The organism is Acinetobacter sp. TYF_19 (assembly GCF_043105125.1).
GTDB lineage: Bacteria > Pseudomonadota > Gammaproteobacteria > Pseudomonadales > Moraxellaceae > Acinetobacter > Acinetobacter johnsonii.
Genome location: NZ_JBICLH010000033.1, coordinates 1 through 23,771 on the forward strand (window position 1 = coordinate 1; position 23,771 = coordinate 23,771).

The following is a 23,771-nucleotide window of genomic DNA, read 5'->3' on the forward strand; positions in this document are numbered from 1 at the left end:
CCCGCTCGACTTGCATGTGTTAAGCCTGCCGCCAGCGTTCAATCTGAGCCATGATCAAACTCTTCAGTTAAAATCATTAGTAGCTTATGGCTACAAATCTTGGCTCATCAATTTTCTGACAAATATTTCTCAAATAAACTTCGAGTAATTTCTACCATCAATCAATGAAATATTTTCGATCGATCAATTAGTAAAAATCCACACAAGTTGTTCTTCATAATCTCTTAATGATCTTTCTAACACCTCGTCAGTGCTAGAAGCTGGACTCAATATACTCAACAACTCAGCACTTCGTGCTTCGTTCGTTTCCGTCTATCTCGTCGGTATGGGGTGCATTCTAGAGGATTTCTAAAGCTTTGCAAGTGCTTTTAACTAGTTGTTTTATCGGGTGTTGTATTTTTATGCACTAAAAAGGTTCAAAAACATACAACCTTACGCCTAACTCAATAATTTTAAAGCAGAAATATAGATTTAATATTTCTGCTCTCTTTTTTCATTACTTTTGCACTGCTGCTGCTTTAATATTCACACTGAGAATTTTAACAGGTTGTTTCGGTACATCTTGATGTGGCCCTGCACGTCCTGTCGGTACTTTAGTGATTTTATCTACCACATCCATACCTTTAGTGACCTGACCAAAAACCGCATAACCTGCGTTATTGGTACTTCTATCTAGAAAGTTATTATCCACCACATTAATAAAGAACTGACTGGTTGCAGAATGCGGTAGGTTGGTTCGTGCCATCGCCAAAGTGCCACGTTTATTCGATAAACCATTGCTTGATTCATTTTGAATGGCTGGTCGGGTTGGCTTTTCCACAAGGTCAGCAGTCATGCCCCCACCTTGCACCATGAAACCCGGAATGACGCGATGAAAGATCGTGCCGTTATAAAACTTAGCTTTCGTATAGTCTTCAAAGTTTTTTGCTGAGATTGGTGCTTTATCATTAAACAGTTCAATTTCGATGTTGCCCATTGATGTTTTCATTTCAACAATCGTGTTATTTGCCATGACCGCCATACTCATACATGTAGCCGCCACTGCAACTAAACTCTTCTTTAACATTTCGTTACTCACAGCATTCAGATGTTATTAGATTTCGGTATATTAATCGTTCAGTATAAATAAAACACTACTTCTTCTAAGAAAACGAGAATAACGATGAATGAAGCTTTAGCCCTGTCTCAATTGAGTCAATTTCCGCCTTGGCATTTACAAGGTGAAGCTTTTATTTTGAATTATTGGATCAGTCCGCAATTTATCCGGCAATATAAAACGTTTCGTATCGCTCCTTCCCCGATTGGTCGTGTGGTTCAAGTCATGTTGGTGCGTTATCATCAATCTCCTGTTGGACCTTATGATGAACTGCTTTTGCTTGACCATCCTTTACTGAGCAAACGGCGTTTAAGCTCGATTCCTAAAATTTATGTGTCTACACAGATTTCAGTTGAACATGGTCAACAGCTTTGGGGTATTCCGAAAGAGTTCGCTCAGTTTGACTGGCATACGCAGCACGAAACAACACAATGTCAAGTCAGCACTCAAGACCAAACCTTGTGTTTAACACTCACCCAATGTAAAAAAGCACGTCCGTTTTATATTAATAGTCATCACATTCCACGTTCCATGCTCAAAATACAGCAAGCGTGGCAAGGTCAACGTTATGAGTTTTCTCCACAGTTTCGCGCGAAGCTAATGAAACTGAAAAAATTTGAATGGCAAAACCATACCACCCTCTTTCCAGACTTTGGACAGGCCAAGGCTCTACAAAGTTTTTATGTCCCAAGCTTTCAGCTTGTTTTTCCAGAAGCCAAAATCCGCTCTAAATAAAAAAAAATGTTCCACGTGAAACATTCTTTTGAAAATTCATGCATCTTTATTTGGCATTCTTATCCCAAAATTTTCTAAAATTCTTTGCCATTTCTATGGTGATTTTTTTTGCCCGACGAGAAATGATGGTGAAGTTCACAAAGCCATGGGGTTGATCTAGATAATTCTGATAATAAACCTTATTGCCCTGCTGCTTTAATTTGATGGCATAAATTTCACCTTCATCATGCAATAAATCATGACCTGCGGTGATGACAAAAGCGGGTGCGACACTTTTTAATACGCCATAAGTCGGCGAAACAATAGGATCATCCAGAGCTACCTGATGTTGTTCAGCATACAACGAGGTCACTCTATCGACATCTTGCCCCGTTAAGGTCAGTCCATCTTTATAAGCAAAGAACGATGGATGGCGACTTTTGAAATCGACTACAGGATAAATTAACAGTTGTGCACTTGGCGCATAAGCTTTTGCAGCAGTTCGCTGCGCCACCACGGCACTGATATTGCCACCTGCACTATCGCCTGCCACCGCAATTCGGTTTTTCAAAATTTTGAACTGACGACGGTTTTGATAGACCCAAGCCAAAGCATCTTCACAAGATTGAATCAATAAATGCGGGCCAACTTCTGGTGCCAAAGGATAGTCAATACTGAGCACCTGTACTTTGGCATGGATCGCCAGTAAGCGACAGACTTCATCATGACTGTCGAGACTGCCAACCACAAAGCCGCCGCCATGATAAAACACCAGCATCGGAAGTTTCTTATTCGGTGCAGGATGATAATGCCGTGCAAACACAGTTCCACTTTGTAAAGGTAGACGTAAATCTTCCACTTGTTTTACCGCGCTGGGTTTCGCGGTCAACATTTGAATTTGATGATCAAACAATTTACGCGAACGATGGTAGTCTTCAAAAATAAAGCCCGATTTGCCTTGCTTATATTGAGCTGCCATTAAGCATTTAATAAAGGGATCTAATTGTTCAAACTGGTGAGGATAACCCAGCGCTTTCACCAAGCCTTCTTGTGCTACTGTCGGTAAGCGATCAATTAATCGTGCCGCACTGCCTTGGCCTTGTTCCGTCCATTGTTGTAAAGTGCGATTCAACACGCCCATGTCAATGATATCCTTTTATCGTTCTTCATATTCTCTACATGATCAGCACTTACGTGACCATTCTCTTATATAAGTCTTCACATCAAGATACATAGCAATACGTCCTATAAGCTAATCTTCTTTTAAGAGCTTGTCATTGACAATTTTTATGCCGATTTAGGAGTGTTTTGCTACTCCGTTTTTATGAAGGAGACCTGCGATGACTAAAAAAATAATATTCCTCTCGCTCATCAGCACCTTGTTTGTTGGTTGTGTGGCTTTTCCTGAGGATGGCTATCATGACGGACGCTACGACCACCGCTATGATTATGATGATCGACGCTACGACCAGCATGATCGTTATGAACGTGAACGAGACCGCCAACGTTGGGAATACCAACAACGACAAAACCGCATTGAACGCGAACGTCGCGAGGCAGACCGAAACCGCCAAAGACATGCCGAATGGGAACGCCAAAACCGTGAACAAGAACGGCAACGTATTGAAGCTGAGCGCAAACGGATCGCTAATCAACGTCATCAAGACTGGCAACAGAAAAAGCATGATCAAGAGCGATTAAACCAAGAACGTAACCGTTATGCTACTGAGCGTCAGCAACGACAAAATGCCGAACGCCAACGTCGTGAGCAAGAGCATAAACGGACTGAAGATCGACGCAAACAATCCCATAACGATCGTAAGCAACGTACTGATGATCAACGCCGCGATCAAAACAAAGGTTGGGATAACTCCGGTCAAGAACGATAAAATCGTCATCGCACTTCAGACTGATGAAATAACACGGCTGAGCAGCTTTAGTGATTTACCCTTAAAAAAAAGACCTTCACGGCATCCTGTGAAGGTCTTTAACAAAGCGAGTGTAAGAGAACGTTCTCTTTTAAGCTTTATTGTTGTGTGGTCGCAGGTGCAGATTGGATGGGTTCAATCTGAGCCGCAGGATCTGCTTGAACTTCGACTCCAGCACTTCCCTCAACGGTTGCTGCTGCATCTGGTGCAGTAGTCACTTGAGCCGACTCAGGTGCTGTACTGGTTTCATTTGAGCTACAGCCCACAATGGTAAATGCTGAACCTAAAAGCGCTAGAGACAATAATGCAGTTTTCTTATTTAACATTCTTTCATTTCCTTTTACGTCATACAAAATAGCAAAGCCAAACTTTGCCCTGCCTATCTTTGTCAAATCTGAAAACTTTTACACACGTACTGAGTTGTAGTTTTTGCAGACTCGAGTACAACTTGTGCAATTTTTTATTAATTGGACCTAAATACCGCCTTAGCACTACATCTCCACAGCAGCTCAAGTTAATATGCTGATTCTGCATTATTTCTTTCTTCGGTGAGCAGCATAAATAGGAACTCTATGCTTAGACCATCAACTCTTCAGTATTGCAGAACTCTTGTATGCTGATACACGATTAAATAATGTTATTTTTAAAGTTTAAGCAAAAAAAAGCTTAACCCAAAGCGGATTAAGCTCGAGAAAGCATACAAAAATAAAGAAACCACAGCCTTAAAAATCGAATTTTGAGTGCAAAGCTCGAATCACTCTGACAGCATTATACCTTTGCACCGAATAGAGTACTTTTGGGAGACGTACTATTCAAAAACCTAAATCTCTAAATTAAGAGGGTTTCCCCAAGCTATGCAAATAGGTCGCAGTCACCATACTTTGCTCTCTCCACAAAGTATGATCACCGCTGATGAACTCATTATGTGGTCAAGCGAAAAATTAGTAAAACAGATAAATTTAATTAAAATAATTCAATGTAACGATTAGCCTTTTTCAACATAAAAAAACTCAAGCAGAATTGGAAATGGACCTTCGGATAGAATAAGCACCTAGAAAGCCTGATTTCAGCAATTTTTTACCAAAAATACATGAATTAATCACTGAAGCCGCTTGAATTTTTGGCTGTTGCCCCGATCTTTTGTAGTAATCCTGAATTCAATAACGCATGGCAGTTCAGATTAACCCAGTTAACACTGATGCCTGAAGGACTGTACATGTTTAAAAACCCATTTAAACGGAGTAAATCAATGGCGACTGAGCACAATCAAGAAGCTCAAGATCTAGGGCAAGAGCAAGCGGATTCACAAACAGCGCAAACTCAAGCTGAAGCGGAGCAAGCTGAAGTTTCAGTTGAGGATTTACAAGCTCAAATTACCAATCTTGAAGAAAGCTTAAAGCTTGAAAAAGCCCGCACTGCAAATGCTGTATACGAAGCACAAAAAAGTGTAGAGCGTATTCAACGTGAATCAGAGAAGCATAAATACACCGTTCTCGAAAAATTCGCAAAAGAGTTACTGGACTCAGTGGATAATTTAGAACGTGCCCTTAGCGCATCGGGTGAGGAAAAAACACCAATGTTTGAAGGTGTGGAACTGACGTTGAAATCGTTACTGACTGCACTGGAAAAATTTGGTGTGGTCGCAGTTGATACAGCAAATGGTTTCAATGCGGACTTGCATCAAGCAGTCGGGATTGATCCAAATGCGAAAGCCAACGAGATCGGAACGGTATTACAAAAAGGTTATACCTTAAATGGTCGTTTGCTTCGTCCAGCAATGGTCATGGTTGGCGCATAAACTCTATAAATTCGAGAGTTTGTAAAATTTTTTCTTGATTATCACTTGAAAAAAATTGAACGGCTCTCATATCGAATAACAAGCAAAAACATTGCAAAAATTTTTGAGGAATCATCCAAATGGCTAAAATCATTGGTATTGACTTAGGTACAACAAACTCTTGCGTCGCTGTACTTGAAGGCGACAAAGTTAAAGTGATCGACAACGCTGAAGGTGCACGTACAACACCATCGATTATTGCGTATAAAGATGGCGAAATCTTGGTGGGTCAGTCTGCAAAACGTCAAGCAGTGACTAACCCTAAAAACACATTATTCGCAATCAAACGCTTGATCGGTCGTAAGTATCAAGACCAAGCGGTTCAAAAGGACATCGGTCTTGTCCCTTACAAAATCATCAAAGCTGACAATGGTGATGCTTGGGTTGAAGTAAACGACAAGAAACTTGCACCACAACAAATCTCTGCTGAAATCTTGAAAAAGATGAAGAAAACTGCAGAAGATTACTTAGGTGAGACAGTAACTGAAGCGGTGATTACCGTTCCTGCTTACTTTAACGATGCACAGCGTCAAGCAACTAAAGATGCGGGTAAAATCGCAGGTTTAGAAGTTAAACGTATCATCAACGAACCAACGGCTGCTGCACTTGCGTTCGGTATGGACAAAAAAGAAGGCGACCGTAAAGTTGCAGTTTATGACTTAGGTGGTGGTACTTTTGACGTATCTATCATTGAAATCGCTGATCTTGATGGCGACCAACAAATTGAAGTGTTATCAACTAACGGTGATACCTTCCTTGGCGGTGAAGACTTCGATAACGCTTTAATCGAGTTCTTGGTTGAAGAGTTCAAGAAAGAACAAAACTTCAACTTGAAACAAGATCCACTTGCATTACAACGTTTGAAAGAAGCAGCTGAAAAAGCAAAAATCGAGCTTTCTTCGTCAAATGCAACTGAAATTAACCTTCCGTACATCACGGCTGATGCGACTGGTCCTAAACATTTAGTGATTAACGTAACACGTGCAAAACTTGAAGGTTTAGTGGCTGATTTAGTTGAACGTACAATCGAACCTTGCCGCATTGCGCTTAAAGATGCTGGTCTTTCAACAAGCGACATCTCTGACGTAATCTTGGTGGGTGGTCAATCTCGTATGCCACTTGTACAACAAAAAGTACAAGAGTTCTTCGGCCGTGAACCACGTAAAGACGTGAACCCTGACGAAGCGGTAGCAATGGGTGCTGCAATTCAAGGTGCGGTATTGTCTGGTGACAAAACTGACGTACTTCTTCTTGACGTTACTCCGTTGACACTTGGTATCGAAACCATGGGTGGCGTGTTAACAGCAATTATTGAGAAAAACACCACGATTCCTGCTAAGAAATCTCAAGTGTTCTCAACTGCTGCGGACAACCAACCTGCTGTAGACATTTCTGTGTTCCAAGGTGAACGTAAAATGGCACAGCAAAACAAATTGTTGGGTAACTTCCAATTGGGCGACATTCCACCTGCTCCGCGTGGTGTGCCACAAATTGAAGTATCGTTCGACATTAACGCTGACGGTATCTTAAAAGTATCGGCGAAAGATAAGAGCACTGGTAAAGAGCAATCAATCCAGATTAAAGCAAACTCAGGTTTGTCTGATGCTGAAATCGAAGCAATGATCAAAGATGCTGAAGCGAATGCTGAAGAAGACCGTAAGTTCGAAGAACTTGCGAAAGCACGTAACGAAGCGGATGCATTGGTATCTTCTGCTCAAAAAGCAGTAAAAGATCTAGGCGAGCAAGTAACAAGCGATGAAAAAACTGCTGTTGAAACTGCAGTCGCTGAGCTTGAAACTTCAACTAAAGAAAATGATGTAGAAGACATCAAAGCGAAAACTGAAGCACTTCAAAACATCATCATGCCAATCACGCAACGTGCGTATGAAGCTGCGCAAGGTCAAGGCGGTGCTGAAGGTTTCGACCCGAATGCATTTGGCGGTGACGCTGGTCAACAACAAAAAGCGGACGATGGCGTTGTAGATGCTGAGTTCACTGAAGTAAAAGATGACAAAAAATAATTTGTCTCTTTAATAAAAAACCGCGCGAAAGCGCGGTTTTTTATTACCTAAATATTGTTGTTTCACAGTCCACTTTTACATTAGGCTGATAAAAAATTTAGATCTTAGCCACCCATGAAAACTTTACAATTTGGATTCATCGCCCTCATTACAACCTTCAGTTCCGCATGTACCACAATAAGCCCCTCCGTAGAAACAGCTAAAAACCAACAGCAACAAAGTGCGCAGCAGCAGATCCAACAGGCCTTCGATCAACTCCAAACCACTGGGGTGATTGTCATTAAGGATAAGCACGGCTTACACAGCTACGGCAATGACTTGAGCCGTGCTCAGACACCCTATGTACCCGCCTCTACCTTTAAAATGCTGAATGCCTTAATCGGACTAGAACATGGTAAAGCAACCAGCACTGAGGTGTTTAAATGGGATGGTCAAAAGCGCAGCTTCCCTGCTTGGGAAAAAGATATGACTTTAGGGCAAGCCATGCAAGCATCTGCCGTTCCCGTTTATCAGGAGCTAGCACGGCGCATTGGTCTAGACCTAATGCAAAAAGAAGTACAGCGCATTCGATATGGCAATCAACAGATTGGCACCGTTGTCGATAATTTTTGGTTAGTCGGCCCACTGCAAATTACGCCTGTTCAAGAAGTCCTTTTTGTAGAGAAGCTGGCCAATACCCAACTCGCTTTTAAGCCCGACGTGCAACATGCAGTACAAGACCTGCTGCTGATTGAACAAAAACCGAATTATAAACTTTATGCAAAATCAGGCTGGGGCATGGACCTAGAACCGCAAGTCGGCTGGTGGACAGGCTGGGTCGAAACAGCAACAGGTGAAAAAGTGTATTTTGCTTTGAATATGCATATGAAAACAGGAATTTCAGCCAGCGTGCGTGAGCAACTGGTCAAACAAAGTCTGACAGCACTGGGGATAATTTAAGCCCACAGAGAAGACGCATTTTTTATGTTGCAAAGGTATTTTTTACGCTAAAGTAGCTAAAAATAAAGATATATGAAGAAATATGCGTCAAAGTCTCTTGTTTGCTTTACTGGGCTTTTTAGGGTTGATTCTGTATCAAAATATGCAACAGCCCCAGCTGCGCCTCAATCCCCTGCTGGATCGACTCACCCATCCTTTCGATCAACGTATTCGCTATCGTATTGCGGAAGTCGATCCACGTTTTGCTCTTAGTGAACATGAGTTAAAGCAGATTAGCCAGCAAGCCACAGACATTTGGAAACAGGGTTTGGGCCAAGACTACTTTGTCTATGACCCTAATGCTCGGCTCAGTATTCGACTCATTTATGACCAGCGTCAAGATGAGTCGTTACAACGCCGCGATCAACTGTCTAAACTGACACAAAATGAACACGGGTTGAGTCAAAAAAATAATGAACTCAAAGCCATGCAACAAAATCTGGCACGTCACTCAGGGGCCTTAGATGTGCAAAAACAGAGTCTACAAGAACTTAGCCAAAACTATAATGCCATGATCCGTCAGTATAACCAGCACGGCGGAGTTCCTGCTTCGCAGCAAGCGGCCGTACAACAGAGTTTGGCGCAGCTGCATCAACAGCAACACGTTTTAGACCAACAAATTGCCAGCTTTAATCTGCAAGTGAATGCCTACAATCAAAAGGTAGATGAACTGAACCGCTTAGATCAAGGCCATAATCTGGCCATCGACCAGTTCAACCAACGCTTTCAACCCCGTCTATTTGATAAAGGACTGTTCAATGGGCGTGAAATTCATATTTATGAGTTTGAATCCAAAGAAGACTTACGTCTGACTTTAGCGCATGAATTTGGCCATGCCCTCGGCATGAAACATCATAATGATCCGAAAGCCCTGATGTACCCAATGCTAGAAAAGCAAGATATGCAGCATTTCCGTTTACAAAGTGCCGATATTGCGTTGTTTAATGCCCGTTGAAGTGATGGATTACTAAAAATAATTCCCTAATTTTAATGTGTGTATAAAATACAATCACAGCACATCTTGACTCGGGTTCGTGTTATTGTAAATAATTGAATATCCACTAGAAGCTTTGGAGACGAATGTGAGTTACTACCATATCTTAATCGAAGTAAATGACCACATCAGTACGATTGAAGAAACTCGTGATATCGAAATCTTTGATATTGTTGAGATTCAACCTTATCTCCATTCTATTCTATTGCCCTATTTTAATGAGCAGCTGTTAGAACTTGAAGATGAAAATTTAGAGTTTAAGGATGTTTTACATCTGGAAGTGAAACAGACGCTTTTACCAATCAATGACTTGATCGAAGAAGAACAGAAACTGTTACCGAGTGACACCGATGTCACCATTACTGCCTATGAAGTTTTTAATAACCGTGACTTAAGCCAAGATGTCACCACGATTATTTTTGACTTACTCGATGCGATTAAACTCGATTGAAAACGAATGATTGCACATAAAAAAAGCCCTCATCATGAGGGCTTTTTTAATCAGATCAGGCTTAGATCGAGAAAGATGAACCACAACCACAGGTCGTTGTTGCATTTGGGTTTTGCACGATGAAACGTGAACCTTCTAAACCTTCAATATAATCCACCACTGAACCGACCAAATATTGATAACTCAATGAGTCAACCAACATTTTCACATCACCATTGATAAATTCTGCGTCGTCTTCATTTTGGTTTTCAGCAAAGTTAAAACCATAAGAAAAACCTGAACAACCACCGCCCGTGACATATACACGAAGCATTAAATCTTGATTACCTTCACTGTCACGTAATTGACGTACTTTATTTGCGGCATTGTCGCTTAGTTCAAGTGCTTGGGCATTCATCTTAGATTCCTCAGTTCGGTTCAGCTGTCTTTCAAATCAAAAAGACCATATTTCGAGTATAGCATACTCAATATATGGTCCCTATTTGAATATTTAAAGTCAAATCAGACTAATTTTCTCAAGATTATTTGTAATTTTCATCCTGTAGTCCACATTCAAAGTTTTTCGCCGCTTGCTTACAACGGAATTGCCATAACAGTTTCATCATTCGCTTATCGTAAATACCGCGGTTGGTGAGATCAATTCGTGCTCCCGCATCATCTTTTGATAACCGGGTTGATCTGCTGCGGGCACCTGCATCCAATATTTTTGCGGAATTTCGGCTTTCATTTTACCCAAGATACCGAATGCACGCGGCAGCTGACCTTTGACCCATTCCCGTGATTTTTGTCCATAACCTGCAGGGAATTTATCTGGACGAATGATGATATTACCTGTGACCTGTAAAATCGGATAATTCACGATTGCCCCTTTTGAGCCTAAGCCTTTATGTAGCTCTAAGGGTTTAAAAACCGCAGCAGGCGCACCAATAATGTCGACTTGACCGTTATTAAACTTTGCACCAAAGTTCGTGACATCGGCAGTCACAGCTTGCGCACCAATTTGTTGAACCATGACCTTTTGCGCTTGATCATAGTCTAAAACCGCGATTTTCTTGCCCGCGGCTTTCGCTACGGTATTGATGCTACGGTCATTCACCAATAAAAACGCATCCCCTACAGGAATCACACCTGCGACCTCGTACCTACCATTCAACATATATTTGGCAAAAGCGGGGCTGGCTAAGCCTTGCATCACTTTAACCGCTAAATTGAGATCGGGAATCGCACCAATCGCGTCAAGTGAACCTGTAAACGAATTAAATTGACGCCCACGCATGCCTGTAACACTAATGGCATCGCATTTTCCTGCTTTAAAATCCTCAGCAATCACGGCTTCATTTTGTCCGACCCGCAGTTCAATATCCGCGCCCCAGTTTTTAGCCGCCAACTGATAATCTTTCATCAGGCTATACACATCACCATTTTTACCGACCAAGTCGAATACACAAACCACTTGTTTGGCCTGTGCCATCGCTGTTGCAGAAATGACTAATGTCCCGACACTGAGGCTTTTCATCCACTGTTTCATACATCTTCCTTTTGACTTATTGTTGTTTATTGTGATGAGCCTTTCACTTGTGCTCTTTGTTATTTTTTAATGCCCCGAATGAAACTTCACTCGGTCCAAAACTACTTATTTCCTACGCGCTATACAAATTAGCTGCGTCAAAACCATTTAAATCGGTCGTTTAAAAGCAAAAAAGAAAGCCCAATTTAAACTGAGCTTTCTTTGATTACACTCGGCAAATTACTCACCGCCCAGTGAGCATTCAAAGTTGGCTTTATCCACCGAGCAACGGGCTTTTTTCAACACCGACATCATTGCTGGATCATAGATGCCTCGTTTGGTCATATCCATCCGGCCATCGCGCAGCATTTTTTGATATTTGGTTTTGTCTTCTGCTGTGAGGTTCATTTTGTATTTTGCAGGAATGCCTGCTTCTAAACGACCAATCATCGCGATGCTTTTCGGTAGGTTTTTCACAAACCAATCTCGCGATTTTTGTCCAAAGCCTGCGGGGAATTGATCTGGGCGAATCACAAAGTCAGCTGTCACTTGTAGTACAGGGAAGTTAAACATGGCGCCGTTCGTGCCTAAACCTTTATAAATTTCTAAAGGTTTATAAGCATAAGCCGGTGCTCCGACCATATCAACTTGACCATTATTAAACTTCGCCACAAAGTTAGACACATCGGAAATCACCGCTTGCGCACCGACACGTTGTACCATGATTTTTTGAGCATCGTCATAGCCCAAGACTGCAAACTTTTTACCTGCTGCTTTTTCAATGGAATTAATACTTTTATCGCGTACAAAAATAAAAGCTGAACCTAAAGGTGCAATCCCTGCCACTTCATATTTTTTACCACCAAGATTGGTCACCATTTTTGCCGCATTACGCTGATCCAATGCAAAAGTAATCGCACGTTGTGCAATGGCATTGCTTGGCGCTCCGCCCAAAGCATCAATAGAACCGACAAATTTATTGTACTGGCGCGCACGCATAGCGGTCATAAACACGCCATCACACTTGCCTGCTTTAAAGTCGTTGTCGGCAACGGCTTCATCTTGACGAGGGATTAAATTAATTTCAGCCCCCCAGCCTTTTGCCGCCAAAGCCCATTCTTGCGCCATTTGGTACGACTCACCGGATTTGCCAAGCAAGTCAAATACACAGATGTCCACTTTAGCCGCTTGTGCTGTCGACGCTACACCCAAAGCAGAAAAAGCAGCGAGTGCGAGGGTTAATTTTTTCATTCTTGTGTCCTTGTTCGTTTTGTTATTTGACAGGTGTCCATACACATGCAAAATATTAAGCAAGTTAAAATTAAAAAAATAGAGCATTTACTCAAAAATTACTGTCAATTGGGCAAATTTTTTTCTTTTCTCTAATTTTTATTGTCAGATGATTTATAAAAGTATTTTAAATTCATTATATTAAAATAAAAAGCCTGCATCATTCGTTTTACATGAATGATGCTTAATATTACAAAGAAATATAGATTTTCGCCTTATTCACCACCCAATGAACATTCAAAGTTGGTGCGTTCGACCGTACAACGGGCTTTTTTTCAGCACGCGCATCATGCCTGGGTCATAAACCCCTTGTTTGGTTAAATCAATACGCCCATCCCGTAGCAAGCGCTGATATTTTTCTTTGTCTTCCTTGCTGAGCTGCATTTTGATTTTGCTTGGAATCGCAGCTTCTAGTCGTTGCACCATAGCAAAGGATTGCGGAATTTTTTGTAAAAACCATTGCCGCGATTGCTCGCCAAATTGAGCAGGAAAACGCTCGGGTCTTACAATTAAATCTGCAGTGACATTGACCACGGGAAAGTTAAGCATAGCCCCTTTAGAGCCTAGACCTTTTTCAATTTCTAAGGGTTTATAGGCATATGCAGGTGCAGCAACCACATCGACTTCGCCTGTATTAAACTTTTTTATAAAGTTGGAAATATCCGACATCACAGGTACAGCGACCACTCGCTCTACCATCACCCGTTGTGCCCGGTCATAATGCAGAATGGCAAATTTTTTACCTTGTGCTTTTTCGATGCTATTTAGACTTCGGTCTTTTACAAAAATATAGGCTGAACCAATCAAGCCAATACCAGCCACTTCATAGTTTTCACATTGTAATGTGGTGGTCATACGCTTGGTATTTCTAGGATCCAACACATATTCCACCGCCTTTTGTGCAATTTTATTGCTTGGCACTCCGCCTAAGGCATCAATCGAACCTGCGAACTTGTTATAGGTGCGCGCGCGCATCGAGGTCATATACACCGCATCGCATTTATCATTTTGAAAGGCTTTATCGGCCAAATCTTCGTCCTGAAACGAAATCAACTGTACCTGTGCACCCCATTTTTTACTGACCAAAGCCCATTCTTCTAAAAATTTATAAGACTCCCCTGCTTTACCCAGTAGGTCGAAGACACACACCTGCTGCTTCGCCTGCACCATACTTGAGAAGCCGCACAGTGCTAGCGTCGATAAAATAAAAAATCCTTTTCTTTTCATTATTATCCCTTCATATTTTTGTTTTACTGGGGAAATATATCTGTGTGCTATTCCTCAATATAGGTCAAAAAAGGTCAACTTTTAGCTTTCCGACCAAAGGTCAAATGGTTTCATCCTCCCCTTAAAAGAAACGCTTAGAGATTTCAGTTCAGATAAATTTTGAATGTTTAGTCTTTTGCTGACGCATCCATTAGAATAGGCGCACCTTTTTCTGATATTTGATAGTTTCATGATTCAGCTTGATCAAGTTTCATTGCGCCGTGGTGGACGAGTGTTATTTCAAAAAGCCTCCATGCAAATCCATCCAGGTTGGAAAGTTGGTCTCACCGGTGTCAACGGTGCGGGAAAATCAACCCTGTTTGCTGCGCTCTTAGGCTCGATAGGTCCTGATGATGGCACCCTAAGCCGCCCTGCTGTATGGACAGTGGCGCACATGGCGCAGGAAGTAAAAGCCTTAGATATGGCCGCGATTGATTTCGTCCTGACTGGTGATGAAGAATATTGGAACATTCAACAACAGCTCAACCATCCTGAACAGTTAACTGACACTGAACTGGCTGATTTACATGGCCGATTCGACGAAATTAACGGTTATTCCGCACCCGCTAAAGCCGCTCAGCTTATGGCGGGTCTGGGTTTTATGGAACATCAAAACCAACTCTTGGTTTCGAGTTTCTCTGGTGGATGGCGGATGCGTTTAAACTTAGCACGAACCCTGATGAGTCGTTCGGATCTATTATTACTGGATGAACCGACCAACCACTTAGATCTCGATGCTATTTTATGGTTAGAAGATTGGTTAAATGTCTATACGGGCACCCTAATTTTAATTTCGCATGACCGCGATTTCTTAGATGCGATTACCAACCGTATTTTGCATATCGAAAATCAAGAACTCACCCTCTATAGCGGTAACTATTCCACCTTTGAAACCACTCGTGCAGAACGTTTAGCACAACAACAACAAGCCTATGAAAAACAGCTCGAAACACGGGCACATATTCAAAAATATATTGACCGTTTTAAAGCCCAAGCCACTAAAGCACGTCAGGCACAAAGCCGAATTAAACAATTGGAACGGATGCAGCTGCTTGCGCCTGCGCATGTCGATACCCCATTTACCTTTAGCTTCCGTGAACCCACTAAAATGAGTTCACCACTGCTGACTTTAGAACAGGCTGATATTGGTTATGGCGATAAACTGATTGCCACCAATATCAACATACAAATCACCCCGACGAGCCGAATTGGCTTATTGGGGATGAATGGTGCAGGTAAATCAACTTTAATCAAATCGTTGGTCGGTGATTTACCTTTATTGGCAGGACAACGCAAAGCCTCAGAACTGCTGAATATTGGCTATTTTGCACAGCATCAAATGGACTCACTGGATGAGTCGGCCAGCCCAATGCTGCAATTGGCACGCATTGCGGATAAAAAAATCAGTGAAGCGACCTTACGTGCCTTTTTAGGCAGTTTCGGTTTTAGTGGCGAGCGAATGGATACCCCTTGCGAGAGCTTCTCAGGTGGTGAACGTGCGCGTTTGGCATTGGCTTTAATCGTGTGGTTACGTCCTAATGTGTTGATTCTAGATGAACCGACCAACCATTTAGACTTAGATATGCGCCATGCGCTGACCATGGCTTTACAAGACTATGAAGGTGCTGTGGTCTTGGTTTCACACGAACGCCAACTGATTGCCAGCGTGTGTGATGACCTCATTTTAGTCCATGCTGGAAAATCCACCGAATTTGAAGGCGATCTTCACGATTATGCCAACTGGTTACGCCAAGCGCGCCTAGAAATGATTAAACAAGGCGGAATCGTAGCGCCGATCGTATCTAAAGTCAGCACTCAAAAAACTATCGTTTCAAAGGTTGATAAAGAAGCGCAACGTAAATTAGCTGCACAGCGCCGTGAACAAACGCGTCCGATTCGTAAAAATATCGAAAAATGTGAAAGCCTGCTGGCAAAACACCAGCCACGTTTACTCGACATTGAACGTTTACTCGGTGATGCTGGCCTATATGACGCTGCACGTAAAGATGAGCTCATGAAACTGATGAATGAGCAAACCGAACTTAAAAACCAAGTCAGTGAAGCTGAAGAACAAATGCTAGAGCTGATGATGGAACTTGAAGAGCTCGAAAGCTCATTCGAAAACGAATAATCTTTCCCCATACATCCTGCCCGCTCTGTTTATGCATGGCGGGCATTTTTATGTCTTAAGCATTTTGATTTATTTACTTTGCTGCAACACCAATCGATCTCGAAAAACGTGCCTTTTCGGTCTATGCATATAACTCAATAGGAAATGCACCCAAATAGTCTGAGCATTTTAAGAAATCATAAGTGATTGAAATTAAAATTATTTCTTAATAAATAAAGCGATAAATTGATTGATTTTTATTGTTTAGATATTCTTAAAAAGCAAAAAATTAGATTGTTTAATTTAGCTTAATTAATTGAATATTCAACTATATACAGCCCTATTTCCATGCATTTCACAGCTTAAAGCCAAATATAACCTTCACAACAGACAGCGAATATCCATCATGTTCAGACATGCACCTTTCAACACAATAAGTTTTGAATTTAAAAAGAGGGAATAAATTTAAAAGATCCGATTTAAATTTAAAAAATAACGTATGGTTTTAAATTTAAAAACCATACTTAAAGCAACTGTGGATAAAATTATACGTATTTTAGCAACTGATATAAAGTGCTATTTTTATTTATCCACAGGCTAATGTTGTTTATTTATTCAGTTGTTTTAGGCAAATCCATCCTCTTTTTTGCGCTCTTTTTCCTTAATTTAATACAGCTCTTTGCGCCTTTAAAAACCGTAATTCTTGTATTTTCCATCCCTGATCAAAGATCCATGTTTCTTCGATTTGTTGGCGATTTTCAACCAAACCGATCAAGACCTGACAGCGTGTTTGGTCACGATCAAACTCAAATTCTTCAAATTCGACGTCGGGTTTTTGAGGTTTCCAAACGCCATTTTTCACAGCATGCGCGATCTTTTCATAGCGCGTATAGTTACTCTCTACACGATCAGCTTGTTCATAGACCACTTTAAAATGCTCATCTTCATATTGAGCTAAAACTTCATAATTGCCCGTAAAAAATGCATTCACCCAAATGTCGCGTACTTGTTCTAGTTGATTATCCATCATAATGACCTCACATTTTGCACTGTGCAAAAGACTTGATACTCACATCATGACATCGCTATAAGTCAGTTTAATAACAGTGTGCACTGCTTATATTTTATTCAAAATCATAAAAAATGCTGTAAAAAAAAAGCACCCCGTAGGGTGCTTTTATGGCTTATTTTGTAAAGCGCTTAGGCATCAATATCCGCATTCAATGCATTTTCTTCAATGAATGCACGACGTGGTTCCACATCGTCACCCATCAAACAAGAGAACATACGATCGGCTTCAATCGCATCCTGAATGGTAACTTGCAACATGTTGCGGTTTTCAGGATCCATAGTGGTTTCCCAAAGCTGGTCCGCATTCATCTCACCCAAGCCTTTATAGCGCTGAATCATCATGCCACGACGTGAATCAGACAAAATATGCTGCCATACCTGATGGAAGTTGGTGACTGCAATCTTGCGATCACCTTTTTGTAGGTATGCGCCATCTTCAAGCAGCGTAAACCAACTCTTGGAGTTTTTCAACAAACGTGCATATTCACCAGAACCCAATAAGCCTGCATCTAATAAATAGCTGTGCGGCAGATTGTGTACATAGATGGTGATACGAGGCAAGTAAGTCTCGATCTTTTGGCCATCCGCCAGTTCTTTTTCAAACGTTTCTAAGCTTAACTCAGGACGCAAGCTCGGTTGAATCTCTGCCACAGCACTGCGCACATGTTCAGCCCACTGCTCAACATAAGCTCGGTCATGGTTTTGATCAAGCTTAAAGCCTTCAACCGAAATCAACGCATCTAAGACACTGGCAGGATAACGTACAGTTAAACGCTGTAAGCTCTTCTGAGACGTTTGATAGTCCGCAATCACCTTCGCCAAAGCTTCACCACGGATCGCAGGTGCAGCATCGCTGATGTGCAATTCAAGCTCATCAATCGCGTTTGAAATTAAATAGGTTTCAAGCGCATCATTATCTTTCAGATACTGCTCTTGTTTGCCTTTTTTCAGCTTATACAGTGGTGGCTGAGCAATATAAATATAACCACGTTCCACTAACTCTGGCATTTGACGGAAGAAGAAGGTCAACAATAAGGTACGAATATGCGAACCATCCACGTCAGCATCGGTCATGATGATGATTTTGTGATAACGCAATTTGTCTGGATTGTACTCTTCACGACCAATACCACAACCCAATGCCGTGATCAGGGTGCCGACTTCTTGAGATGAAATCATCTTGTCAAAACGCGCACGTTCCACGTTTAGGATTTTACCTTTCAACGGTAAAATCGCTTGCATCTTACGGTTACGGCCTTGTTTAGCTGAACCGCCAGCAGAGTCACCCTCGACCAGATACAATTCAGATAATGCAGGGTCTTTTTCTTGGCAATCTGCGAGCTTACCTGGTAAGCCTGCAATATCCAACGCACTTTTACGGCGTGTCATTTCACGCGCTTTACGTGCCGCATCACGGGCACGAGCCGCATCAATGATTTTGCCTGCAATCGATTTTGCAGCTTGCGGGTTTTCAAGCAAATATTCAGAGAATGATTTGTTCATTGCCTGTTCAACCGCAGGTTTCACTTCACTTGAAACCAACTTTTCTTTGGTTTGTGAAGAGAATTTTGGATCAGGCACTTTCACTGAAACAATCGCGGTTAAACCTTCACGGGCATCATCACCAGAAACGGCTACTTTCTCTTTTTTGAGTAAGTTTTCGTTTTCCATGTAGCTGTTTAGACCACGCGTTAATGCCGCACGGAAACCCGCTAAATGCGTTCCACCATCTTTTTGTGGAATGTTGTTGGTAAAGCAACGTACATTTTCTTGATAGGTATCATTCCACTGCAACGCCACTTCTACACCAATGCCATTTTCAGCCTGTACGGTGAAATGGAAAATGTCGTTCAGATGGGTTTTGCCTTGGTTAATATATTTCACAAACTCAGACAGACCGCCTTCGTAGTCAAACACATGTTCTGCATGAATACGCTCGTCACGCAAAACAATGCGCACGCCCGCGTTTAAGAAAGACAATTCACGTAAACGACGTGCCAAAATATCGACATTGAAAATGGTTTGGCTAAAAGTTTCAGCACTTGGCCAAAAACGCACAGTTGTCCCTGTCATATCCGTATCTCCCACAACAGTCAGTGGGTAAACCGGATCACCGTGTTTATATTCTTGTTGATGAATATGACCTGCACGATGAATGGTCAATTCCAACTTACGTGACAAGGCATTCACTACAGATACGCCTACACCATGTAGACCACCTGAAACCTTATAGCTATTGTCATCAAACTTACCACCTGCGTGCAGAATGGTTAAAATCACTTCTGCGGCAGAAACCCCTTCTTCAGGGTGAATATCGGTCGGAATACCGCGCCCATTGTCCGATACACTTACAGATTCATCTTCGTGAATCGTCACCAAAATTTCATCACAGTGACCTGCAAGCGCCTCATCGATCGCATTATCCACCACCTCAAACACCATATGGTGTAAGCCTGAACCATCATCCGTATCACCAATATACATACCCGGACGTTTACGTACTGCGTCCAATCCACGTAATACTTTGATACTAGAGGAATCATAAGCTTTTTCTGTGGTTTGTTCCGTTTGAGAAGCAGCTTGTTGATCTTCTGAACTCATGGTTTCTCCCTAGCGAAAAATAGGTCTATCCCGTGATGGGTAAAATCTAAAATCATTGTGCGACAACTTGAACTTGACCGTTTTCAACACAGAATAATTGATAAGAAATAGATAAATCATGTAAGTGATTTTTGACTGATTCATACTCTAAAGTGGTAATAAAAACTTGACTACCCAGTTGGCTCAATCGCTCAATTAAACGTTGTTGTGCTGTTAAATCTAATTCTGCTGTCAGATCATCTAATAATACCACAGTTTCCTTATTACAAGCATGCAGCATTGCAATCTGTGACAGTTTTAAGGCTATGATTAACAGCTTTTTTTGTCCACGTGACAACACTACATCGGCATCGCCAAGGCTTGTTTTTAAACGCAAATCTGCCTTGTGTGGACCATACTCGGTATAGCGCCGTTCAAGGTCTTTTTGATGATGACTTTGCAGGTCATTCAGTAATCCTAACTCGGTATGAAAGCCAGGGCTATATTCTAACTGAACCTCGATATCAGGCAGCAAGTGTTTTAAATCTTGCTCAAAAAAACCCTTCCACTGCTCCACAATGCTGACGCGCTGTGAATGCAGCATTTCACCATAATCACTGAGCATTTTGTTCCACGGCTCCAAATCTGCCAGACTTAGATTCCGTCGTGTTTTTAGTAAACTATTACGCTGTTTTAATGCTCGTGAATAATATTGCCATGCATGATAAAACTCAGGTTCCACGTGGAACATCAGCCAATCTAATAGTTGCCGTCTAGGCTTGGCACCATGATCAATAATATCGGTACTTTGCGGATCAATCAGTTGCAAAGGAAGAATTTTAGCCAACTGACCTTGAGTGGCAATGTTGTCACCATTGACCTTGATGAGCTGTTCACCAGACAACAGCTTTTGCATCCCTATTTTTTCAGAACTGGATTGGGCAAAGACAATCGCGTCTTGAGTATCAGTTTGAATATAGTGTTTCGGAATATGGGTACGAAAGGAACGTCCTGTCGCCAGCAGATGAATGGCTTCTAAAATAGAGGTTTTACCTGAACCATTTTGTCCATAAAAAACATTAAACGGTTGCAATCCATGGAGAGCAACCGTTCTGAGATTTCGAACACGTTCGATGTTTAAACGCGTGATTTGCATGCCTGAACCTAGGGCTTAAACACGCATTGGCATGACCACATAGGTCTGATCTTGGTGGGCTGGGTCTTGCAATAGAACCGATTGATTTGCTTCAGTCATCGTCATTGACACATCATCACCATCCAATGCACCTAAGACTTCCAAGATATATTGGGCATTAAAAGACATTTCCATTGGCGCATTATTGTATTGAATCGCCAAATCTTCTACGGCTTCGTCTTGCTCTGGATTATTGGCACGCAGCTGCAAAGTGTCTGCGGCAAAGTTTAAGAACACACCACGTAGTTTTTCATTACTTAAAATCGAAACACGTTGTAAAGATTGCTTAAAGACATCATGTGCAATTAACACATTTTTATCCCCACCACGTGGAATCACACGGCGATAATCAGGGAACTTACCGTCAATCAGTTTTGTGGTGAAACGAACCGTGGTATTCCCTTGTTCTTTGTCACGACTGGCAATAGAAATGGTCACATTCAATAGTTCACGACCGATTAACAACGCCAATTGTTCATCTTCAATGCTCAATAAACGTTGTAATTCGCCCACTGCTTTACGTGGAACAATCGCTTGAATCAATTGAGTCGCATTTGAGCTAGCAACAGTTTCACACAGAGCTAAACGGTGGCCGTCTGTGGTCACTGCACGCAGTTGATTATTATCAATTTCAAGTAAGGTTCCCGTGAGATAAAAACGCACATCCTGCACCGCCATAGCAAATGCAGTTTTTTCAAATAGGCGCTTTAATTCGCGCTGTGTCACTGCAACTTGCGTGCCTTGCGTGTTCTCTGTGGTCAATAACGGGTAATCTTCAGCCGGTAAAGTCCCCAACACAAAACGGCTATTACCAGACTTTAAAATACAACGTTGATCTTCAGTAATTTGTAAGTCTATCAGTGCTGCAGTCGGTAAAGATTTGCAAATATCCATCAGCTTGCGCGCAGGAACTGTGGTTTCACCCGCTTGTAAACACGCCCCTTCCGCAAGCGTGGTACTTGCAACCAATTCGACTTCTAAGTCTGAACCTGTGATCGTCAACGATGCTTGGCTCACTTGCACTTTAACATTTGAGAGAATATTTAAAGTATGGCGACGTTCAACCGCTCCTACGACATGTGATAGAACATTAAGTAAGCTTTCTTTCGCGATTTTTAAACGCACGATACATTCCTCGAAAAACTGAAGATAAAATAATAAATAAATGTGTTTTTAGCAGTGTACTATGCGTCAGAACATGCCGCATTGCAAGAATAGAATTTGAGCAATTTTGCTTAACTTTGCAGCAAGCGTTGCAAGTTTTTATAGTCCTCATTGAAGATCGGATCTTCATCGCGCAGACTTAAAACTTTTTCACAAGCATGCATGACGGTACTGTGATCTCGACCGCCAAAGGCCATACCAATTTCAGGGAAACTGTCCCCAGTTAACTCACGTGCCAAGCCCATTGCCAATTGGCGTGGACGAGCATAAATACGGGTCCGTTTAGGCCCAACCAACTCTTTGAGTGGGATTCTAAAGTACTCACTCACCACACGTTGAATATTTTCAGTACTGATGGTTCGTGCACGAATGGCCAAGACGTCTTTTAATGACTCACGCACAACATCCAAATCAATAGCTGTACCCTTAAAGCGTGAAATGGCCACCACTTTATTCAGCGCACCTTCCAATTCACGTACGTTTGCAACCACTTGTTGCGCAATAAATAACGCACAGTTTCGCGGTAATTCCACATCATTGCTTTCTGCTTTTTTCAGCAAAATTTCAATACGGGTTTCAATATCTGGTGGCTCAACTCCAACCGACAAGCCCCAAGAAAAGCGTGAAACCAAACGTGGATCTAATTCCGTTAATTCTTTTGGATAACGATCAGAAGTCAGAATAATTTGCTTAGATTCATCCAAAAGTGCGTTAAAAGTATAGAAAAACTCAACTAAACTCGCCTCTTTACCCGCCAGTAAATGAATATCATCGACCAACAATAGATCTAAAGATCGGCAATTTTTCTTAAATTCTTCCACTTTGCCTTGTTGTAAAGAACTAACGAAGTCTTGAACAAAGCTTTCTGCCGTCATATACATGACACGTGCATTGGGTTTGGCTTGCAACAAGGCATTGCCCACTGCTTGCATTAAGTGTGTTTTACCTAAACCAGTCGGACCATATAAAAATAAGGGATTGTGCTGAGAAGCACCTAACTGGGTTAAAACCTTACGGCACGTTTCAGCAGCCATTTGGTTTGAACGACCTTCCACAAAAAGTGAGAAGGAAAATAAAGGATTTAACTGGCGTTTACGGCTGTTTTTAGAATTCCCTTCTTCTTTTTCTTTTTTCGGACGTACAACAGGTGCTGGAGCAGACTCTAAAGCTGCAGTCGTGGTTGCAGGTTGCTCACTCGCAGATAAAATTGCACCCGGGCGTGAATCGACTAAAATTTCAACTTTACGTACACGCCCTTCAGAGAGCTGCTCCACTAAAATTGTAATCAGCTCTAGGTGATGTTCTTGAATGTAACGTGTCCAATAGGGATTGGGAGCATAAAGACGTAGTGTGTCATTTAACTCTTCTGCAACTAAAGGGCGTATCCACATTGTAAAGACATTCCCAGAGAGCTCTTGTCGCAAGCGAGTTAAGCAGTCCGTCCAAAGCATGTGAAACCCCTATTCATTCCATCGATAATTAATAAAAACACTATGTACCCACCGAAGCGGGTCGCCATTCTAACCAAGTTATCCACATCTGTCATGGAAAATTCTGCAGATATTGCTC

18 protein-coding genes, 1 rRNA gene and 2 pseudogenes are annotated in these 23,771 nt (G+C 41.8%); 8 read left to right on the top strand and 13 right to left on the bottom strand.

Translation table 11 applies throughout. From position 1 onward, the window contains the following. Positions 1–70 (bottom strand): 16S ribosomal RNA (locus tag ACF8FD_RS03310); the annotation flags it as partial. Positions 71–496: 426 nt separating this feature from the next. Continuing rightward, entirely contained in the window at positions 497–1,066 is a 570-nt protein-coding gene (locus tag ACF8FD_RS03315; RefSeq protein WP_005402030.1) for a peptidylprolyl isomerase, read from the bottom strand. 96 nt (positions 1,067–1,162) lie between these two features. On the opposite strand from ACF8FD_RS03315, the gene ACF8FD_RS03320 reads away from it, so the two are divergent. Then, positions 1,163–1,831: an acetoacetate decarboxylase family protein gene (locus ACF8FD_RS03320; protein ID WP_058870666.1), complete on the top strand. Its 669-nt coding sequence runs from the start codon at positions 1,163–1,165 to the stop codon at positions 1,829–1,831. A 46-nt stretch (positions 1,832–1,877) separates the two neighbouring features. Here the strand turns inward: ACF8FD_RS03320 and ACF8FD_RS03325 are convergent, their stop codons facing one another. Next, entirely contained in the window at positions 1,878–2,951 is a 1,074-nt protein-coding gene (locus ACF8FD_RS03325) for an alpha/beta hydrolase (protein ID WP_130234839.1), read from the bottom strand. Between the two features lie 199 nt (positions 2,952–3,150). Between ACF8FD_RS03325 and ACF8FD_RS03330 the strand changes: the two genes are divergently transcribed. Then, positions 3,151–3,699 (top strand): hypothetical protein, encoded by a 549-nt coding sequence (locus ACF8FD_RS03330; protein WP_234304297.1) that lies wholly within the window; start codon positions 3,151–3,153, stop codon positions 3,697–3,699. A 137-nt stretch (positions 3,700–3,836) separates the two neighbouring features. Here ACF8FD_RS03330 and ACF8FD_RS03335 read toward each other — a convergent pair whose 3' ends face one another. Continuing rightward, on the bottom strand, positions 3,837–4,064 hold the full coding sequence (locus tag ACF8FD_RS03335; RefSeq protein WP_130234841.1) for a hypothetical protein: 228 nt from the start codon (positions 4,062–4,064) through the stop codon (positions 3,837–3,839). Between the two features lie 923 nt (positions 4,065–4,987). Between ACF8FD_RS03335 and grpE the strand changes: the two genes are divergently transcribed. The 5 genes from grpE (at position 4,988) to ACF8FD_RS03360 (ending at position 10,019) form a co-directional block, all read left to right on the top strand. Continuing rightward, on the top strand, positions 4,988–5,536 hold the full coding sequence (grpE, locus tag ACF8FD_RS03340; protein ID WP_392453186.1) for a nucleotide exchange factor GrpE: 549 nt from the start codon (positions 4,988–4,990) through the stop codon (positions 5,534–5,536). Positions 5,537–5,655: 119 nt separating this feature from the next. Then, positions 5,656–7,596, top strand: coding sequence for a molecular chaperone DnaK (dnaK, locus tag ACF8FD_RS03345; protein ID WP_114837303.1), 1,941 nt, complete (start codon positions 5,656–5,658; stop codon positions 7,594–7,596). A 114-nt stretch (positions 7,597–7,710) separates the two neighbouring features. Continuing rightward, the gene (locus ACF8FD_RS03350; RefSeq protein ID WP_114699274.1) at positions 7,711–8,535 is read left to right on the top strand and encodes an OXA-211 family carbapenem-hydrolyzing class D beta-lactamase OXA-662; all 825 of its coding nucleotides are present in this window, start codon (positions 7,711–7,713) and stop codon (positions 8,533–8,535) included. Positions 8,536–8,617: 82 nt separating this feature from the next. Next, positions 8,618–9,529: a matrixin family metalloprotease gene (locus ACF8FD_RS03355; protein ID WP_130234842.1), complete on the top strand. Its 912-nt coding sequence runs from the start codon at positions 8,618–8,620 to the stop codon at positions 9,527–9,529. Between the two features lie 115 nt (positions 9,530–9,644). Beyond that, positions 9,645–10,019, top strand: coding sequence for a hypothetical protein (locus ACF8FD_RS03360; RefSeq protein WP_005401765.1), 375 nt, complete (start codon positions 9,645–9,647; stop codon positions 10,017–10,019). Positions 10,020–10,080: 61 nt separating this feature from the next. Here ACF8FD_RS03360 and erpA read toward each other — a convergent pair whose 3' ends face one another. The 4 genes and pseudogenes from erpA to ACF8FD_RS03380 all read right to left on the bottom strand — a co-directional run bounded on the left by erpA (position 10,081) and on the right by ACF8FD_RS03380 (position 14,043). Further along, positions 10,081–10,416 carry an iron-sulfur cluster insertion protein ErpA gene (gene erpA / locus ACF8FD_RS03365; RefSeq protein WP_004697409.1) on the bottom strand — a complete coding sequence of 112 codons (336 nt, stop codon included), beginning with the start codon at positions 10,414–10,416 and terminating at the stop codon, positions 10,081–10,083. Between the two features lie 124 nt (positions 10,417–10,540). Then, positions 10,541–11,535: pseudogene (locus tag ACF8FD_RS03370) on the bottom strand (putative solute-binding protein). A gap of 231 nt (positions 11,536–11,766) precedes the next feature. Then, the gene (locus tag ACF8FD_RS03375; RefSeq protein ID WP_004697413.1) at positions 11,767–12,777 is read right to left on the bottom strand and encodes a putative solute-binding protein; all 1,011 of its coding nucleotides are present in this window, start codon (positions 12,775–12,777) and stop codon (positions 11,767–11,769) included. Positions 12,778–13,031: 254 nt separating this feature from the next. Continuing rightward, positions 13,032–14,043: pseudogene (locus ACF8FD_RS03380) on the bottom strand (putative solute-binding protein). Positions 14,044–14,272: 229 nt separating this feature from the next. Here ACF8FD_RS03380 and ACF8FD_RS03385 point away from each other — a divergent pair. Beyond that, positions 14,273–16,213 (top strand): ATP-binding cassette domain-containing protein, encoded by a 1,941-nt coding sequence (locus ACF8FD_RS03385; protein ID WP_392453164.1) that lies wholly within the window; start codon positions 14,273–14,275, stop codon positions 16,211–16,213. A 640-nt stretch (positions 16,214–16,853) separates the two neighbouring features. Here ACF8FD_RS03385 and ACF8FD_RS03390 read toward each other — a convergent pair. From ACF8FD_RS03390 to dnaA, 5 genes are all read right to left on the bottom strand, one after another. Continuing rightward, on the bottom strand, positions 16,854–17,222 hold the full coding sequence (locus tag ACF8FD_RS03390) for a hypothetical protein (protein WP_392453166.1): 369 nt from the start codon (positions 17,220–17,222) through the stop codon (positions 16,854–16,856). Positions 17,223–17,392: 170 nt separating this feature from the next. Further along, a complete protein-coding gene (gene gyrB / locus ACF8FD_RS03395) occupies positions 17,393–19,864 on the bottom strand; it encodes a DNA topoisomerase (ATP-hydrolyzing) subunit B (protein ID WP_178928582.1) in 2,472 nt (823 codons plus the stop codon). A gap of 52 nt (positions 19,865–19,916) precedes the next feature. Further along, positions 19,917–20,999 (bottom strand): DNA replication/repair protein RecF, encoded by a 1,083-nt coding sequence (gene recF, locus ACF8FD_RS03400; protein WP_058870654.1) that lies wholly within the window; start codon positions 20,997–20,999, stop codon positions 19,917–19,919. 15 nt (positions 21,000–21,014) lie between these two features. Further along, positions 21,015–22,163, bottom strand: a complete 1,149-nt coding sequence (dnaN, locus tag ACF8FD_RS03405; RefSeq protein WP_058870653.1) for a DNA polymerase III subunit beta — start codon at positions 22,161–22,163, stop codon at positions 21,015–21,017. Positions 22,164–22,273: 110 nt separating this feature from the next. Continuing rightward, positions 22,274–23,653, bottom strand: coding sequence for a chromosomal replication initiator protein DnaA (gene dnaA, locus ACF8FD_RS03410; RefSeq protein WP_004697428.1), 1,380 nt, complete (start codon positions 23,651–23,653; stop codon positions 22,274–22,276). Between the last annotated feature and the right edge of the window lie 118 nt (positions 23,654–23,771).

What these genes read in the sequence shown, in the direction of transcription:
- ACF8FD_RS03315 (WP_005402030.1), bottom strand. Translation starts at nt 1,066, where the DNA reads ATGTTAAAGAAGAGTTTAGTTGCAGTGGCGGCTACATGTATGAGTATG.
- ACF8FD_RS03320 (WP_058870666.1), top strand. Translation starts at nt 1,163, where the DNA reads ATGAATGAAGCTTTAGCCCTGTCTCAATTGAGTCAATTTCCGCCTTGG.
- ACF8FD_RS03325 (WP_130234839.1), bottom strand. Translation starts at nt 2,951, where the DNA reads ATGGGCGTGTTGAATCGCACTTTACAACAATGGACGGAACAAGGCCAA.
- ACF8FD_RS03330 (WP_234304297.1), top strand. Translation starts at nt 3,151, where the DNA reads ATGACTAAAAAAATAATATTCCTCTCGCTCATCAGCACCTTGTTTGTT.
- ACF8FD_RS03335 (WP_130234841.1), bottom strand. Translation starts at nt 4,064, where the DNA reads ATGTTAAATAAGAAAACTGCATTATTGTCTCTAGCGCTTTTAGGTTCA.
- grpE (WP_392453186.1), top strand. Translation starts at nt 4,988, where the DNA reads ATGGCGACTGAGCACAATCAAGAAGCTCAAGATCTAGGGCAAGAGCAA.
- dnaK (WP_114837303.1), top strand. Translation starts at nt 5,656, where the DNA reads ATGGCTAAAATCATTGGTATTGACTTAGGTACAACAAACTCTTGCGTC.
- ACF8FD_RS03350 (WP_114699274.1), top strand. Translation starts at nt 7,711, where the DNA reads ATGAAAACTTTACAATTTGGATTCATCGCCCTCATTACAACCTTCAGT.
- ACF8FD_RS03355 (WP_130234842.1), top strand. Translation starts at nt 8,618, where the DNA reads ATGCGTCAAAGTCTCTTGTTTGCTTTACTGGGCTTTTTAGGGTTGATT.
- erpA (WP_004697409.1), bottom strand. Translation starts at nt 10,416, where the DNA reads ATGAATGCCCAAGCACTTGAACTAAGCGACAATGCCGCAAATAAAGTA.
- ACF8FD_RS03375 (WP_004697413.1), bottom strand. Translation starts at nt 12,777, where the DNA reads ATGAAAAAATTAACCCTCGCACTCGCTGCTTTTTCTGCTTTGGGTGTA.
- ACF8FD_RS03385 (WP_392453164.1), top strand. Translation starts at nt 14,273, where the DNA reads ATGATTCAGCTTGATCAAGTTTCATTGCGCCGTGGTGGACGAGTGTTA.
- ACF8FD_RS03390 (WP_392453166.1), bottom strand. Translation starts at nt 17,222, where the DNA reads ATGATGGATAATCAACTAGAACAAGTACGCGACATTTGGGTGAATGCA.
- gyrB (WP_178928582.1), bottom strand. Translation starts at nt 19,864, where the DNA reads ATGAGTTCAGAAGATCAACAAGCTGCTTCTCAAACGGAACAAACCACA.
- recF (WP_058870654.1), bottom strand. Translation starts at nt 20,999, where the DNA reads ATGCAAATCACGCGTTTAAACATCGAACGTGTTCGAAATCTCAGAACG.
- dnaA (WP_004697428.1), bottom strand. Translation starts at nt 23,653, where the DNA reads ATGCTTTGGACGGACTGCTTAACTCGCTTGCGACAAGAGCTCTCTGGG.